We start from the raw sequence: 17,279 nt of genomic DNA on the forward strand, positions 1-17,279 counted from the left end.
AATAAAAAGCGCATTGCAATAGACTGCCTTATAAGCGCCCGCGGATCAGTCGCGCAGCATGCTCCCAGATCTCTTAGACGTTCTGCGCACCGGCCAACTAACGTCCGATTATGAACTGAACGAACTCAGTCTTGCCGCGACGCGACAGTGGCGCAAACGATACCCCGCGCAATCTAGGCTGCGATGGCCGACGCCCCAACGTCACCATTGCCCTCCAAACCAGTCCATCCCGAGAGCCACCCCCTCACCAACTAAAGGACAACCCCCTTTATCTTCATCCTTTCTTAAATACCGATCCCACCCTCTCACCCGGAGGGATCACCCGCGTTCAACCCCACCACTGCTCAGCGCCAGCCCTTCAACAATCGCCGTCAGTGCCGCCCCACGATGCACTTCCGCCCGAGGGAAACGCGCCCGCAAAGCGGCTTCGACCACCTCCATCAGGCTCGACCCGCCGACAAATATCAGGCGGTCCACTGCTTCGGGCGCGATGCCCGCGTTTTGCAGGGTCGTCTCTGCCGCATCCCCCATCTGCGCGGCCAGCTTTGACAGCCGCTTGCGCATCCAGTCGCGGGGCAGGGGCAGGGCGGCGCGGGGTTTCAGCATCGACACGTCGATCACCGGCTCCGCATCCCCATCGACACCTGCGCCGTTGGCGCGGATTTTCCCTGCTTCAACGGCAAAAGCGAGGTCATGGCCAAGTTCTTCATCAAGCACTTTTACCAATCGGGCCAAACGCTTGGGATGTTCGGCGAACTTATGCAGTTCCGCAGCCGCCTTGCGGGTGTCAGGGCCATAGAGAAACGGAATTTTCGCCCATGTGGCGAGATCGTTGAAGATCGCATTGGGCGCGAGGTGGGTGTCACCCCCGAAAGCATGGCGAATTTCGCTGCCCATACCGAGTTGCGGCATCACCCGTCCGATGGACAGCCAGCGGTCAAAATCTGTCCCGCCAAGCCGGATGCCGTGGCTTCCTAAAATGTCGATCTCATCATTGCCGCGCTGGCGGAACAGCGTGAAGTCCGAAGTGCCGCCGCCGATATCGACGACCAGACCCAGATCGCCCGGCTGCAACGCATCGCGGTTGGCAAGCGCGGCGGCTTCGGGCTCGTTCATGAAATCTACGCGGTCAAATCCGGCCCGGTCATAGGCTTCGCGGAGGTCTTCCAACGCTTGCGCATCGCGTGCCGCGTCAGCCGAGTGAAAGCGCACCGGGCGGCCCGAGAGCGCCGCGTCAAATGTCGTACCCGTTGCCGCCTCTGCCCGTGACTTTACTGTGGACAGAAAACGCGCGACGATATCGATAAAATCCAGCCTTTCGCCCAAAAGCACCCGCCGTTCGCGCATCAGCCGGGTGCCAAGCAGGCTTTTCAGCCCGCGCATATAGCGCCCCTCAACCCCGGTCAGCAGCGCATCAGAAGCCGCAGCACCGATCCGCATTTCCTGCGCCTCAAAGTCGAAAAACACTGCCGTCGGCAGGGTCTGGGCATCGGCTTCCAACGCGATCAGCTGTGGGGTGCCGTTGACTGCAATGCCAGCAGCGGTGTTGGACGTTCCGAAATCAATCCCCAGCGTCGCCATGGCGTTCTCCTGTTGCCATTTCACAGCCGGCGCGATGCGCGCTGCCCGTGCAAAGGACCCGCGATACCCTTCCCGCGCGCGCTTGGCAACGAATGCTGGTGTGCCGCGCAGCTTTTAGCTAGCCTCCGGAAAAATACGCCAATATGGGAGAACATCATGAACCGTTTGAACCGCCTGATGACAGGGGTGGCGAGTGCAGCATTGGCCGTTGCCGCCACGACAGCGCTTGCCAAAGATGACATCACCGTCGCCCTGCAGTTGGAGCCGCCGCACCTCGATCCGACCTCTGCCGCCGCCGGGGCGATCGACTCGGTGCTTTACACCAACGTCTTCGAAGGGCTGACCCGCTTTATGGGCGACGGTTCAGTCGTGCCGGGCTTGGCTGAATCTTGGGAGATTTCCGAGGACGGTCTGACCTACACCTTCAAACTGCGGGAGGGGGTCACCTTCCACGACGGCAGCGCGATGGATGCCGAGGACGTGAAATTCACCCTCGACCGGATCAACGCCGAAGACAGCGCCAACGCGCAAAAGGCCCTCTATGCCGCGATTTCCGAGGTGAACGTCATTGACCCGCAGACCGTTGAGGTCAAACTGAGCGGACCGAATGGCAACATGCTGTTCAACCTCGCTTGGGGCGATGCAGTGATTGTTGCACCCGAATCCATCGAGACGATCAAACAGACCCCAATCGGCACCGGCGCTTTCAAGTTTGAAAACTGGAACCAAGGCGACAAGATCACTCTGACCCGGAATGACGACTATTGGGGCGAGGCGCCGGCCCTTGCCAGCGCGACTTTCAAATTCATCTCTGACCCGACAGCGGCCTTCGCCTCGGTCATGGCCGAGGATGTTGACGTCTTCGCTGGCTTCCCCGCACCAGAGAATATCCCCCAGTTTGAGGCCGACCCGCGCTTTCAGGTGCTGATCGGCTCCACAGAAGGGGAGACGATCCTGTCGATCAACAACAAGCGTGAACCTTTCGATAATGTTAAGGTCCGTGAGGCCGTGGCCCATGCGATTGACCGTCAGGCGATCATCGACGGGGCCATGTTTGGCTATGGCACGCCCATTGGCACCCACTTTGCGCCGCATAATCCCGACTATGTCGATCTGACGGAGATGAGCGCTTACGACCCCGAAAAGTCTAAAGCGCTGCTGGCCGAGGCAGGTTTCCCCAACGGGTTCGAGACAACATTGCATTTGCCGCCCCCATCCTACGCCCGTCGCGGCGGAGAGATCATCGCGGCGCAACTGGCCGAAGTTGGCATCAAGGCGCAGATCACCAATGTCGAATGGGCGCAGTGGTTGGAAACCGTGTTCAAAGGCAAGGATTTCGGCCTGTCGATCGTCAGCCATACAGAGCCGATGGACATTAACATCTACGCCAATCCGGACTATTACTTCCAGTATGACAATGCGGAATTCCAGTCTCTGATCGCGGAGTTCAACAAAACCGCCGACCCCGCCGCGCGGAGTGAAATGCTGGCCAAGGCACAGCAGACCATCGCCGAAGACTACGTGAACGGATACCTGTTCCAACTCGCTTTCCCGACTATCGCTAAGGCCGGTGTGCAGGGGCTTTGGGTGAACGCACCTACCCAAGCCACCGATCTGAGCGGTGTAAGTTGGGCCGAGTGATTAGATAAATATCTAAAGCACAACGAAAGAGGGCGCGCTGTGAAGCGCGCCCTCTCTATTAAAAGCGAAGACCTATTAGTCTTTGCCACGCATGTTTGCTGCGGCTTCGCTGACCAGTGCATCGGGGTTCTGGTTACAGACCACAACGAAGTCTTCCATAGCCTGCTGCATCTCAGTGTCAGCCATTTCGTCTGCCGACTCAGAATCTTCGACAGCTTTTGTGTCGTCGATCAGCGAGTCTTCAGTCTCTTCAGCGTCTGTCGCTTCAGCGGCAGAGGTGTCGCTCGGCTCAGTTCCGTCGTTCTTGGTTTCGGTGATCATCGAGCCACCGTGGCCGCCATCTTCAAGCTCGGCAATTGCCATGGAAGCCACTTCCATCTTGTCTTCATCGCTGAGTTCTTGATACTGCGCGCAGGTCATGGTGGCCATGTCCATGTGAGCAGCGGCGAAAGCGGGTGCGGAAACGGTGCCCAGAAGGCCAGCGATCGCAAGTGTTTTCAAAGTCGTTTTCATTTTAATCTCCAGTTTTTCTCTGTTCTCCCAAAGACAACCCCGCATAACGGATATGGTTCCAGCGCATAGCGGCAATCGGCGATAAACCGTCGCCGCTTCTCGCTAGGACACAGCGCCTCGTATATTTTTCGTTGATAGGGACCGGCTCGATCCTTCCCATTCGAAAAACTTCAGCGCTTTTCACTTTTGCAGGGTGGAAACTGCGCGCGGGCTCTGGACCCTCCCGAGTGCGCCGCCTAACCTCCGCGCTATGTTACGCTATGCGTTGAAAAGATTTCTCTCCCTGCTCATCAGCCTCGCCGTCGCGTCGCTGGTGATCTTTGTGGTTATTGAGGTCGCCCCCGGCGATCCGGCTTCCTTTATGCTAGGCCTCAATGCCCAGCCCGAAACGCTGGCCGCTCTGCGCAGTGAGCTGGGTCTCGATCAATCCCGACCCGAGCGATACCTAGAATGGGTCGGCGGGATGTTGCAGGGGAATTTCGGCACGTCCTACACCTACCGCACCCCGGTGACCGAGATGATCGGCGACCGGCTCTGGGTTTCTGTACCCTTGGCGCTCTATGCGCTTTTCCTCTCTGTCATCGTGGCCTTTCCGGCGGGCATCTATGCCGCATCTCGCCGGGGCCGGGCGGGTGACATCGGTGTAATGGGCGCGACGCAGTTGGGCGTGGCGGTGCCGAACTTTTGGTTTGCCATGATCCTCGTGCTGATCTTTTCGATCAACCTGCGCTGGTTTTCGGCAGGCGGTTTCGTCGGCTGGGACAAGGGGCTTTTCGCCGGGCTGCATGCCCTGACCCTGCCTGCCATCGCGCTGGCCTTGCCGCAGGCGGCGATCCTCGCGCGGGTCATGCGCTCGGCCCTGCTGGATGTCTTGGGCGAAGATTTCATGCGCACCGCGCGGGCCAAGGGGCTGACCGCGCGACAGGCGCTTTGGCGGCACGGGCTGCGCAATGCACTGATCCCGGTACTCACGATCATCGGCCTGCAGTTCTCTTTCCTGTTGGCCGGGTCGATCATTATTGAGCAGGTTTTCTACCTCCCCGGCCTTGGGCGGCTGGTGTTTCAGTCGATTTCGGCGCGGGATCTGATCGTGGTCGAGTCGGTGGTGATGCTCTTGGTCTTTTCGGTGATCTTGGTGAATTTCCTTGTCGATCTGGCCTATGCCGCCGTTGATCCCCGGCTGAGGGCCCGCACATGAACCGCAACTTGATCCTTGGCGCTGCGCTCACCTCGGTCTTTCTGCTGGCCGCGCTGATCTCCTTTGTCTGGACGCCCTATGACTATGCCGGGCTCGACATCGCCAATAAACTGCACAGCCCTTCGCTGGCCCATCCCATGGGCACAGATCACTTTGGCCGCGACATCCTCAGCATGATCATGGTCGGCGCGCGGACATCTATCGCCGTGGCGTTGGTGGCGGTGGGGATCGGCATGGGCGCGGGCGTGCCGCTGGGGCTTTGGGCCGCAGCGCGGCGCGGGAGCCTTGTGGATGAGGTCATCATGCGCGGCAATGATCTGGTCTTTGCATTTCCGGCCATCGTTATCGCCATTCTGATCACGGCGGTCTTTGGCGCCGGGGCGATCAACGCGATCATCGCCATCGGCATCTTCAACATCCCGGTCTTCGCCCGGATCACACGCGGGGCGGCGCTGTCGCTGTGGCAGCGCGAGTTCATCATGGCGGCCCGCGTGGCGGGCAAATCCGCCGCGCGGATCTCGTTCGAGCATATCTTGCCCAACGTTGCCAATCTGCTGATCGTGCAGGGGACCATCCAGTTCTCCCTCGGCATCCTCGCCGAAGCGGGTCTTTCCTACGTCGGTCTTGGCGCACAGCCACCAGTGCCATCCTGGGGTCGAATGTTGGCCGACGCCCAAACCATGGTCAGTATCGCGCCGCATATGGCACTGATGCCCGGCTTTGCGATTATTCTAACGGTGTTGGGGCTGAACCTGATGGGCGACGGGCTGCGGGACATGCTGGATCCGCGTCTGAGGGTGGCACGTACATGACGCTTTTGAATGTCTCTAATCTTTCGCTGTCGATTCACGGGCTGCGCATCCTCGACGGGGTGACCTTCTCGGTCGCGCCGGGTGAAATCGTGGCCGTGACGGGGGAAAGCGGCTCGGGCAAGTCGATGACCGCGTTGGCGGCGATGCAGCTGTTGCCCAAGGGCGCGAAGACCACGGGCCATCTGATGCTGGGCGATGATGATCTGACCCAGATGAGCGAAGCGGCGCTGTGCGGGGTGCGCGGCAATGACATCGGCATGGTGTTTCAGGAGCCGATGACCGCGCTGAACCCGGTGCAGACCATTGGCCGCCAAGTGGCCGAAACCATCCGCGTGCATGAGCCGAGCGTGTCGCGCGCCGAGGCCGAGGCCCGCGCCGCCGATACCTTGACCCGCGTGGGCCTGCCGCAAGACCGCTTCCCCCTGTCGCGCTACCCGCATGAGCTGAGCGGTGGGCAGCGCCAGCGCGTTGTGATCGCCATCGCCATCGCCCTGCGTCCCCGTCTGCTGATCGCGGATGAGCCGACCACAGCGTTGGATGTGACCACGCAGGCGCAAATCCTTACCCTGCTGACCCGTCTGGCGCGCGAAGACGGCATGGGGCTGTTGATGATCACCCATGACCTTGCCGTCGTGGCCGATATGGCCGACCGCATCATCGTCATGCGCAAGGGCCAGATTGTCGAGCAGGGAGAGACTCAGAGCCTGCTGCGCGACATGCGCCACCCCTATACCAAGATGCTCTTTGAGGCTTCCCGCCATGAGGTCAACCTGCCCACGCCACCCGCGCCCGTGCCGCTGTTGGAGGTCAAAGGCGTCTGCCGCGATTACCATCTGCCGCGCAAAACGCTGTTTGGTGCGCCGGGCACGTTCCGCGCGGTGGACGACCTCAGCTTTACCCTGAACCAGGGCGAGCGTCTGGGGCTGGTGGGCGAATCCGGTTGCGGGAAATCGACCCTGACGCGGGCGATTTTGGGGCTGGAGCCGGTGCAGAAGGGCAGCATTACCGTTGATGGCCAGCCCGTCTTTACCGGTACGAAGCCGAACCTCGCCGTGCGGCGCAAGATGCAGGTAGTGTTCCAAGACCCCTTCGGCAGCTTCAATCCGCGCCACCGGGTGGATCGTCTGGTGACAGAGCCTTTTCACCTTCTCGATAACCCGCCACAGGGGACGGAGCGGACCCGGGCGATTGACGAAGCGCTGACTGCTGTGGGGCTGCGCCCGGCAGATGCGCGAAAATACATTCACGAATTCTCCGGCGGTCAGCGCCAGCGCATCGCCATTGCCCGTGCGCTGATCATCCGGCCTGAGCTGATCCTCTTTGACGAGGCGGTCAGCGCGCTGGATGTCTCGGTCCGGGCGCAGATCCTTGATCTGCTGGCCGATCTTTGCAGCCATTATGACCTGACCTATCTTTTCATCTCGCATGACCTCTCGGTGGTGCGCACGGTCACGGATCGAGTGCTGGTGATGCAGTCCGGCAAGATTGTTGAGGCCGGAGAGACGACGCAGGTCTTTGACGCGCCGCAGCACCCCTACACCCAATCGCTCATCGCAGCCGCGCCGGTTTTGCCGGTTCTGCGTCCGCAGGCCGGCTGATTTACTTTACCCAGTCTGCTGTGCCCTCTGGGCGTCCGGATTGATCAAAATTGCAATCCGACCTAACCTGACCGGGGGATTCTCGTGATAAGGGCGTGACGGAGGTCAGGCCTTGATTGTAAAGCGAAATTTCCAAGCCCGGTCAGTTGCCTGAAGGCTGCGGCGCTCTACTTGTGCATGCAATGGTGTCCGCCTAAAGGGTGGTCCGCCAATATAACAATGGGAGACATCTTATGAAAATGTTCAAAATGCTCGCGATGACCGGCGCCATGGTGGCCGGCTCTGCGGCCATGGCTCAGGAAAAGTTCATCACCATCGGCACCGGCGGCCAGACAGGCGTTTACTTCGTCGTCGGTCAGTCGATCTGCCGTCTGGTGAACCGCGGTACCGCGGATCATAACCTCAAGTGCACCGCGCCCTCGACTGGCGGGTCCATCGCCAACATCAACGCGATTAAAGCGGGCGATATGGACATGGGCGTTGCCCAATCTGACTGGCAGTTCCACGCCTACAATGGCTCGTCGCAGTTCGAAGGCGACAAGTTCGACAACCTGCGCGCGGTCTTCTCCGTGCATGGTGAGCCGTTCAACGTCATCGCCCGTGCCGACAGCGGTATCGAGTCCTTTGACGACCTCAAAGGCAAGCGTGTCAACATCGGCAACCCCGGTTCCGGTCAGCGCGCCACCATGGAAGTCGTGATGGACGCCAAGGGTTGGACGCTGGACGATTTTGCACTGGCCTCCGAGCTGAAACCTGCCGAGCAGGCCGCTGCACTGGGCGACAACAAAGTGGATGCGATCATCTACACTGTGGGCCACCCGAACGGTTCGATCCAAGAAGCCGTGTCGACCATCGACGCCAAGCTGATCCCTGTTGAAGGTGACGCGATCCAAAGTCTGATCGACGACAATCCCTATTACGCCGAGGCCACCGTGCCGGGCGGCATGTACAAGGGCACTGACAGCGACATCAAAACTTTCGGCGTGAAAGCGACATTCGTCACTTCCGCCGATGTGGATGACGATGTGGTCTATCAGGTCGTCAAAGCCGTCTTCGATAACTTCGACCGTTTCAAGCGCCTGCACCCGGCGTTTGAGAACCTGACCCAAGAAGAGATGATCTCGGGCGGTCTGTCTGCTCCGCTGCACCCCGGTGCAGAGAAGTATTACAAAGAGCAAGGTTGGATCGAGTAATCTTCACGTGACATGATAGCTCTGGCGGCAGTACGCTGCCGTCAGAGACCCAGAAAAACAATATGCGCATCCATCCCAAGGTGGAGCCGACAGGGGGACGATATGTCTGAGAAGGACCAGCAACAAGCGGCGGCAGTCGAAACCGCCGCAACCGGTGACCGGGGCGGATTGAGCCAAGCGGAACTGGACGAACTTGTCGCTTCTTCTGACACCGGCGGACGGTCGGTCAGCGGGTTGATGGGCACCTTGCTGCTGTTGGTAGCGCTGGCTTGGTCTCTGTTCCAGCTTTATATCGCCTCGCCCGTCGGCCTTTTCAACGATACGCTGGCCCGGTCGATCCACCTTGGCTTTGCCGTATTCCTTGGCATCATGGTGTTCCCGGCCACGCGCACCAGCTTTCAGGTGGCGCTTGGCGTCATTGTTCCTGCCGTTCTGGCCGCACTCTTTATGGTCAGCACCAAGGATTCGACCGCCGTTTGGTGGATCCCGATCCCCGCAGCCTTTGTCATTGCCACGGTGCTCCTCGGCTCCCCGAAGAACCGCATTCCGATCTGGGAATGGGCCTTGGCCATCGTCGGCACCTTTTGCGCACTATATCTTTTTATCTTCTACCGCGAGATTGCCAACCGCGTCGGCGCGCCGATCCTACCTGACTATATCGCCGGGGTTACCGGACTGTTAATTCTGCTTGAAGCCACCCGTCGCGCGCTTGGTCCCGCGCTGATGATCGTGGCGAGCCTGTTTTTGTTCTACACCGTGCTTGGGCCTCAAATGCCCAGCATCATCGCGCATAAAGGCAACAGCCTGAGCGAGATCGTAAACCACCAGTGGATCACCACCGAAGGCGTCTTTGGCATCGCGCTTGGCGTCTCGACTTCTTTCGTGTTCCTTTTCGTATTGTTCGGTTCGCTACTCGACCGGGCGGGCGCGGGTAACTATTTTATCCAAGTTGCCTTCAGCCTCATGGGCCATATGCGTGGCGGTCCGGCGAAGGCAGCGGTTGTCGCCTCGGCGATGACCGGCCTGATTTCTGGCTCCTCCATCGCCAACGTTGTCACCACCGGCACCTTTACCATTCCGCTGATGAAGAAGGTCGGCTTTAGCTCGGAAAAAGCGGGCGCGGTCGAGGTGGCATCGTCGGTCAACGGGCAGATCATGCCACCCGTCATGGGCGCTGCGGCCTTCTTGATGGTCGAATATGTCGGCATCCCCTATTTCGACGTGGTTAAACACGCCTTTCTGCCTGCGGTGATTTCCTACATCGCGCTGGTCTACATCGTGCATCTTGAGGCGATGAAAGCCGGGATGCAGGGTCTGCCCCGCGCCTATACGCCCAAGCCGCTGGTGCAACAGTTGATCGGCATCGCCTTTGCGATCATCGCGATCTGCGCGCTGTCCTTTGCCGTCTATTACCTGATGGGCTGGATCCGCCCGGCCTTCCCTGAGACGGCGGGCTACATCATCTTTGTCTTCCTGACGGCGGTCTATGTCGGCTTGCTTTATGTGGCGAGTAAAGAAGAACCGCTCAAGTTGGACGATCCCAATGCTGAGGTGACATCGCTGCCGATGCCCGGGCCGACCGCGCGGTCGGGGCTGCATTTCATCCTGCCCGTGGTCGTGCTGGTCTGGGCGCTGATGGTTGATCGCCTGTCGCCCGGCCTCTCGGCCTTCTGGGCTGCGGCTTATATGATTTTTATCCTGCTGACACAGCGCCCGTTGATGGCGATGTTCCGTGGCGAAAGCCAGTTCGTGAACGACGTGAAAGCGGGTGTGCTTGACCTGATCGACGGTCTGGTCACCGGTGCCCGTAACATGATCGGTATCGGTATTGCCACGGCGACTGCTGGTATCATCGTTGGCGCAGTCAGTCAGACCGGCGTTGGTTCGGCGCTGGCGGATGTGGTCGAGGTGCTGTCTGGCGGCAATATCCTTGCCATCCTCTTCCTGACGGCGGTGCTGTCGCTGATCCTTGGCATGGGCTTGCCAACCACAGCCAACTACATCGTCGTGTCGGCGCTACTGGCCCCAGTGATCGTGACGCTGGGCCAGCAGAACGGTCTGATCGTGCCGCTGATCGCGGTGCACCTGTTCGTCTTCTACTTCGGCATCATGGCCGATGTGACCCCGCCAGTGGGGTTGGCGAGTTTCGCCGCCGCCGCCGTGTCGGGCGGTGATCCGATCCGCACTGGCTTGGTCGCCTTCTTCTACTCCCTGCGTACTGCCGCGCTGCCGTTCCTGTTTATCTTCAACACGGAACTGCTGCTGATCGGGGTCAACTGGGGGCAGGGGCTGTTCATCTTTGTCGTGGCGACTATTGCGATGCTGCTTTTCGCGGCGGCTACTCAAGGCTGGTTCCTAGCCCGCAACCGTTTTTATGAGACCATCGCGCTGCTGCTGATCGCCTTTACCCTGTTCCGTCCGGGCTTTTGGATGGACATGATCTCACCCCCCTATAGCGAAGAGGCCCCGACCGAGATCGTGCAGGCGGCTGAGGAAACACCGGCGGGCGAACGGCTCCGACTGCGGGTGTCGGGCGTGAACGATCTGGGCGATCCGCTGGAGTTCGTGGCGCTGCTGCCGATTGGCGCGGGAGAGACGGGGGCCGAGAAGCTGGAGGCTTCGGGTCTGATGTTCCGCGAGGAAGGCGATAAGATGATCATCGACGATGTGATCTACGACAGTCCCGCGCAATCGGCCGGTCTGGACTGGGATCAAGAAGTGCTGCGCGTACTTAAACCCGTGCCCCAGCCCAGCAAGTATTGGATGTTCATCCCCGCGCTCTTGCTGCTGGCGCTGGTCGTCTTCCTGCAACGGGGCCGTGCTGCGCGCGAAACGCGCAAGCCCGCGACAGCCTGAGGAGGGCGCACCATGTTTGACAATATTCTGCTGACCGTTGACCTGAGCGACCCTAAATCTTGGGAAAAGGCGCTCCCTCAGGCGATTGATATGATCCGCTTGTCCAAAGGCACCTTGCATATCCTCTCTGTCGTGCCGGACATGGGCACGCCGCTGGTCGAAGGGTTTTTCCCCGCCGACTACGAAAAACAGGCCACAGGCCGCGCGGCCAAGGCGCTGGAAAAACTTGTCGAGCAGGAAGTGCCTGATGACGTAAAGGTGAAGCAGCACCTAAAATTCGGCAAGATCCACCGAGAGGCGCTGAAAACGATAAAGAAATCAAACGCCGATCTGGTGGTCATGGGATCTGAGCACCCTGACAGCCTGCGCGAATTCCTCGTCGGCTCCAACGCAGACCGCATTGTGCGCCGTTCGCCTGTTTCCGTTCTGGTCGTGAGGGCGTAAGACACGTGGATCGCGGAGATAAGCAGGGAAATGGTCCATTGCGCCGCGTTGTTCGGAGTATTCACGCATGACCCCCTTCGCGATTGCCGGCGTGCAAATGTACGTCAACGCCCTCCAGCCCAATGTTGAGGGCATGATCCAGCGGCTCGACATCCTGATGGCGCGCTTTCCTTGGACGCAGATGGTCCTGTTCTCCGAATTGGCGCCCTTTGGCCCGCTTGACCGGTTTGCCCTGCCACCCGAGAATGAAACGATTGAGCAGTTCCAGGCGGCTGCCCGGCGGCATCGCGTATGGCTGATCCCCGGCTCGATGTTCCTCAAGCATCCGGAAGATGGGCGGGTCTATAACACCTCCGTCGTCATCAACCCCGAGGGCGAAGTGGTGCGCCGCTATGCCAAGATGTTCCCATTCCGCCCCTATGAGGCCGGGATCGCGGCGGGCAATGAGTTCTGCATCTTCGACGTGCCGGATGTGGGCCGCTTTGGCCTATCGATCTGCTATGACATGTGGTTCCCCGAAACGACGCGGCAGTTGACTTCTCAAGGCGTCGAAGTGCTGTTGCACCCGGTTTTGACCGGCACTACGGACCGCGACGCAGAGCTTGCCATCGCGCGGGCCACGGCGGCGCAGTTCCAGTGCTATATCTTTGACGTGAACGGCCTTGGCGCGGGCGGTGTGGGCAAGTCCTGCGTGGTTGATCCGACCTCAATGGTTTTGCACCAGTCGGCAGGCCAAGAAGACATGTTCCCGATTGAGATCGATCTCAACATGGTGCGCCGCCAGCGTGAAACGGGCATGAAAGGCTTGGGCCAACTGCTTAAATCCTTCCGGGACCGCCCGACAGACTTCCCTGTTTATGACCGCGAGAGCGGCGCGGATGCCTTCCTGCACACCCTCGGTCCGCTTGAGATTCCACAGCAGGGCAGCCGCGCGGGTCTGCATGTCGATGTGCCAGCGCAACAGGTGCCTGCCGATATTCCGACCTACAAAGGCAAGAACGGTTTCCCACCCGAGCCGCTAGCCAGCCCCACCGCCGGCACTGCGCCGGAGGTGGCCCAAGCACCGGTACCCGCAGCCCCCGCGGCGGCGATGCCCGATCCACAGACAACGCCCGACACACCCGGGCTGAACGAAAATACCAGCGGCTAGGCCGGGGCGAGGTTCGCGCAAAGCGTGACCTGAAGCATCGGTCGGCCCTCCAGCAGAGGACGACTGATGCATTCTATGAACGACTATTCCTCGGCCATTCAACTGCGGTCGGATCGGTGGAGCGCCCTGCGCGCCGCCACCACCGCCATGGCACGTGACCCCAAGAACAAGGGCGCGGCACAAGGGCGTAAGGAAATCGAGGCGCTGTTCGACTCGCTGGCCCTGATTGAGCCCTATTGGGCCTTCCCGGGGATGAGCGCCTTTGACCATATGCGCCGCCAGTTCGCGCATGGCAATTTCGAGGATCTGGCCTTTGCAGTGAACCGTGTGACCCGCGCGTTGACCACCGGCGCCTATCGCCGCCGCACGATCCCACTGGAACGCGACAGTCTGGATCAGGACGAGCACGACGACGAGGCGATGCTCCCGCCCGAGGCACGGGCGTTGGCGAAACCCTATTTCGAAGTGCTGATCGTCGACAATGTAAGCGAACAGCAAGAGCGCTGGCTGCGCAGCAACGTCACCCGCATGCGCCGCACCGAAGACCCGTTTATCTATGAGGCGGTCGTGGTGCCCAGCCTTGAGGACGCGCTGATTGCGGTGATGTTCAACCACAACATCCAAGCGATTGTGGTGCGTCCGGGGCTGACGCTGAAGTCGAAAGTCGATCAGCAGATCCTGACCCGCTACCTTGCCCGCGCGGGGGGGCGCGATGAGATTGATGCGCTGGAACCGGAAAGCTATGGCCCCGAACTCTGCCGCATGATCGCCAAGGTCCGCCCCGAATTGGACGCCTATCTCGTGACCGAACGCTCGGTTGAGGACATCGCCGGGCTTGATCTGGGCATCTGTCGGCGGGTTTTCTACAACCAAGAAGACTTTATGGAGCTGCACCTTAACATCCTGCGCGGGGTACAGGCGCGGAACAAATCGCCCTTCTTCACGGCGTTGGTGGAATACTCCAAACAGCCAACCGGTGTCTTTCACGCCATGCCCATCAGCCGCGGCAAGTCGATCACCCGCAGCCACTGGATTCAGGACATGGGGGCGTTTTACGGGCCCAATATCTTCCTCGCAGAGACTTCGGCCACTTCCGGCGGGCTCGACAGTCTGCTGGAACCGCACGGCCCGATCAAAGAGGCACAGGAACTTGCCAGCCGTGCCTTCGGCTCTAAACAGACGTTTTTCGCCACCAACGGCACCTCGACCTGCAACAAGATCGTGGTGCAGGCGCTGGTCCGGCCCGGCGACATCGTGCTGGTCGACCGCGACTGCCACAAGTCACACCATTACGGAATGGTGCTGGCCGGCGCACAGGTCAGCTACCTCGACAGCTATCCGCTCAATGAATACTCAATGTACGGCGCGGTGCCGTTGCGCGAGATCAAAGAGCGTCTGCTTGAGCTGAAGGCCGCGGGCAAGCTCGACCGGGTGCGGATGCTCCTGCTGACCAACTGCACCTTTGACGGGCTGGTCTACAACGTGGAGCGGGTGATGGAGGAATGTCTGGCGATTAAGCCCGACCTTATCTTCCTCTGGGACGAGGCGTGGTTTGCTTTCGCCCGGTTTAGTCCCACATATCGCCAGCGAACGGCGATGAACGCAGCCAACACCCTGCGCGAGAAATTCAAGTCTGACGCCCATGCCGACGCCTATGAGGCACAGCAGAAAACGCTGAAAGACGCGGATGACGAGTCCCTACTTAAAACCCGGCTGATCCCGCCGCCCCACGCGCGGGTGCGGGCCTATGCCACGCAATCAACCCACAAGACGCTAACATCTCTGCGCCAAGGCTCAATGATCCACGTCAACGATCAGGACTTCAAAGGGGAGGTCGAGCAGAGCTTCCACGAAGCTTACATGACCCACACCTCAACCTCGCCGAACTACCAGATCATCGCCTCACTGGATGTTGGCCGACGTCAAGTCGAACTCGAAGGGTTCGAGTTTGTCCAGCGGCAGGTCGAAGCGGCGATGTCTATGCGCCGCGCGATCAGCGAACACGCCTTGCTACGGAAGTATTTCAAAGTGCTTTCCGCCGGCGACATGATCCCCGAACAGCACCGCGAAAGCGGCGTCACCAGCTATTATGACGTAGAGCAGGGCTGGACTGATATGTGGGATTGTTGGGAGCAGGATGAGTTTGTGCTCGACGCCACCCGCGTGACCCTTGCCGTGGGCGGCACCGGCTGGGATGGCGATACCTTCAAGACGCAGATCCTGATGGATAAATACGGCATCCAGATCAACAAGACCTCGCGCAATACCGTGTTGTTCATGACCAACATCGGCACCACGCGCTCTTCGGTCGCCTATCTGATCGAAGTGCTGGTCGAGATCGCCAAATCGCTTGATGATCTTCTGGATGACGCCAGCCGGATGGAACGGCTGTCGTTTGACCGGCGTGTGACCAATTTAATGGAAAACTACCCCCCGCTGCCGGATTTCAGCAAATTCCACGATGCTTTCCGCGCAGCGGATACGCCCGAGGGGGACATTCGCACCCCTTTCTTCCTCGCCTATGATGAGAAAAACTGTGACTATCTCGACCTGAACGGCTCGCTCCAAGAGGCGATGGACGCGGGCGAGACCGTGGTCTCGGCCAGTTTTATCATTCCCTATCCGCCCGGCTTCCCGATCCTTGTCCCCGGACAGGTCGTCAGTCAGGAAATTCTCGATTTCATGCGCGCCTTGGACGTGAGCGAGATCCACGGATACCGGCCCGATCTGGGCCTGCGCGTTTTTACCACCGATGCGCTTAACCGTGTCCGCAGCAAAGACCTTTCTTCTTCACCCGTTTGACCAAAAGGACCAACCACATGGCAACAGTACTTAAAAATATCTCTGAAATCCGCCGGTTCTTTCACCGAAACGAAGACCCGATTTATTTCATTTCGGCCACCAACTTTAACCTGTTGGGCTTGGATGAATGGGTGAAGAACTTTAAATATATCTGCTACATCGACTGCTACGGCGGCAAGCATCCCAACGTCTTTTGCCCCTCGGAACAGCCGCATGCGGAGTTCCAGAGCATCGAGGACATCAACAACTACCTGCTGCAGCACAAGGAGGTCATCGACTTCATCAAGCGCCGCGGTGGCAAGCCTAAGTTTGTTTTCCTGATGTTCGACGAGGAAACCGAGCGTCTGTCGAAAGAGCTGGGCGCCGACGTCTGGTTCCCCAAAGCCAAGCTGCGCCAGTCGATGGACAACAAGATCGAGACCGTCCGCATCGGCAACAAGGCCGGTGTGCCCTCGGTGCCCAATGTATTGGCAGAGGTGAAGTCTTATGAAGATCTGAAAAAGACTTGCGAGAAGGCCGGGATCGGCAATGACTTGGTGTTGCAGTCGGCTTACGGCGACAGCGGGCACACGACGTTCTTCATCAAATCCGAAGCTGATTTCCGCCGCCATGAGAGCGAGATCATCGGCGAGGGCGAGATCAAGATCATGAAGCGCATCGATTGCCGGGGTGCGGCGATTGAGGCCTGCGCCACAAAGGAAGGCACGATCGTTGGTCCGCTGATGACCGAGCTGGTCGGCTTCAAAGAGCTGACCCCCTATCGCGGCGGCTGGTGCGGAAATGAAATTCTTGCAACCGCCTTCCCGCCTAAGGTGCGCGAGAAAGCCCGCGATCTGACCTTCAAGTTTGGTGAGCAACTGCGCAAAGAAGGGTATCGCGGCTATTTCGAACTCGATTTCCTGATCGACAAAAAAACCGGCGATCTTTGGCTGGGCGAGTTGAACCCGCGCATCACCGGGGCGTCTTCGATGACCAACCACGCGGCTTTCGCCCATGCCGACGCGCCTTTGTTCTTGTTCCACTTGCTCGAGTTCAGCCGGAAGAAATTCGATCTGGATGTGGATGAGCTAAACGCCCGCTGGGCCGACCCTGAGATGATCGATGGTTGGAGCCAGATGGTGATCAAGCACACCGATGACAGCGTCGACATCTGTACCGATGCGCCTGAGACCGGCATCTATAAGATGAAGGAAGACGGCAGCGTGGTCTTTGACCGCTTCGATTATCACCGCCGCGCGGTGGAATCGGAGAACGAAGCCTTTTTCCTGCGCATCCTTCAGCCGGGCGATTACCGCTATGAAGGGGCCGACATTGGCATCCTTGTGACGCGGGGTCGTTCAATGACGAAGTCTTTCCAGTTGAATGAGCGCGCGAAAAAGTGGATCCACGGGATCAAGCGTGCGGTGGATGGCAAACCCCTGCCCACCGCTTCTGCCGGTCCGGAGCTTTCTGACCCGGCGTTCAAGATCCTGTAACGAGATGAAGGGCCGC

The 17,279-nt window shown here is 59.7% G+C and carries 12 protein-coding genes; 10 read left to right on the forward strand and 2 right to left on the reverse strand.

Annotated features, from left to right (window positions below):
- Nucleotides 1–318: 318 nt before the first annotated feature.
- The gene (locus K3759_RS00815) at nucleotides 319–1,581 is read right to left on the reverse strand and encodes an Hsp70 family protein (RefSeq protein ID WP_259983695.1); all 1,263 of its coding nucleotides are present in this window, start codon (nucleotides 1,579–1,581) and stop codon (nucleotides 319–321) included.
- A gap of 156 nt (nucleotides 1,582–1,737) precedes the next feature.
- Between K3759_RS00815 and K3759_RS00820 the strand changes: the two genes are divergently transcribed.
- Entirely contained in the window at nucleotides 1,738–3,222 is a 1,485-nt protein-coding gene (locus K3759_RS00820) for an ABC transporter substrate-binding protein (RefSeq protein WP_259983697.1), read from the forward strand.
- Between the two features lie 75 nt (nucleotides 3,223–3,297).
- Here K3759_RS00820 and K3759_RS00825 read toward each other — a convergent pair whose 3' ends face one another.
- A complete protein-coding gene (locus K3759_RS00825) occupies nucleotides 3,298–3,735 on the reverse strand; it encodes an HdeA/HdeB family chaperone (protein ID WP_259983699.1) in 438 nt (145 codons plus the stop codon).
- Nucleotides 3,736–3,985: 250 nt separating this feature from the next.
- Between K3759_RS00825 and K3759_RS00830 the strand changes: the two genes are divergently transcribed.
- From K3759_RS00830 to K3759_RS00870, 9 genes are all read left to right on the forward strand, one after another.
- Nucleotides 3,986–4,933 (forward strand): ABC transporter permease, encoded by a 948-nt coding sequence (locus K3759_RS00830; protein ID WP_259983701.1) that lies wholly within the window; start codon nucleotides 3,986–3,988, stop codon nucleotides 4,931–4,933.
- A complete protein-coding gene (locus K3759_RS00835; protein ID WP_259983703.1) occupies nucleotides 4,930–5,745 on the forward strand; it encodes an ABC transporter permease in 816 nt (271 codons plus the stop codon). Before K3759_RS00830 ends, K3759_RS00835 begins: the two co-directional genes overlap by 4 nt.
- Entirely contained in the window at nucleotides 5,742–7,343 is a 1,602-nt protein-coding gene (locus tag K3759_RS00840; RefSeq protein ID WP_259983704.1) for an ABC transporter ATP-binding protein, read from the forward strand. The genes K3759_RS00835 and K3759_RS00840 overlap by 4 nt, the downstream gene beginning before the upstream one ends.
- A 233-nt stretch (nucleotides 7,344–7,576) precedes the next feature.
- Nucleotides 7,577–8,536, forward strand: coding sequence for a TAXI family TRAP transporter solute-binding subunit (locus K3759_RS00845; RefSeq protein ID WP_259983706.1), 960 nt, complete (start codon nucleotides 7,577–7,579; stop codon nucleotides 8,534–8,536).
- Nucleotides 8,537–8,638: 102 nt separating this feature from the next.
- A complete protein-coding gene (locus K3759_RS00850) occupies nucleotides 8,639–11,392 on the forward strand; it encodes a TRAP transporter permease (protein WP_259983707.1) in 2,754 nt (917 codons plus the stop codon).
- A 12-nt stretch (nucleotides 11,393–11,404) separates the two neighbouring features.
- Nucleotides 11,405–11,836: a universal stress protein gene (locus K3759_RS00855; protein ID WP_259983708.1), complete on the forward strand. Its 432-nt coding sequence runs from the start codon at nucleotides 11,405–11,407 to the stop codon at nucleotides 11,834–11,836.
- 67 nt (nucleotides 11,837–11,903) lie between these two features.
- Complete coding sequence (locus K3759_RS00860; protein WP_243261930.1) at nucleotides 11,904–12,986, forward strand: carbon-nitrogen hydrolase family protein; 1,083 nt, start codon at nucleotides 11,904–11,906, stop codon at nucleotides 12,984–12,986.
- 66 nt (nucleotides 12,987–13,052) lie between these two features.
- A complete protein-coding gene (locus tag K3759_RS00865; RefSeq protein WP_259983710.1) occupies nucleotides 13,053–15,788 on the forward strand; it encodes an aminotransferase class I/II-fold pyridoxal phosphate-dependent enzyme in 2,736 nt (911 codons plus the stop codon).
- 17 nt (nucleotides 15,789–15,805) lie between these two features.
- Nucleotides 15,806–17,263, forward strand: coding sequence for a biotin carboxylase (locus K3759_RS00870; RefSeq protein ID WP_259983712.1), 1,458 nt, complete (start codon nucleotides 15,806–15,808; stop codon nucleotides 17,261–17,263).
- Nucleotides 17,264–17,279 lie beyond the last annotated feature (16 nt).

Source organism: Sulfitobacter sp. W027 (genome assembly GCF_025143985.1).
Taxonomy (GTDB): Bacteria; Pseudomonadota; Alphaproteobacteria; order Rhodobacterales; family Rhodobacteraceae; genus Sulfitobacter.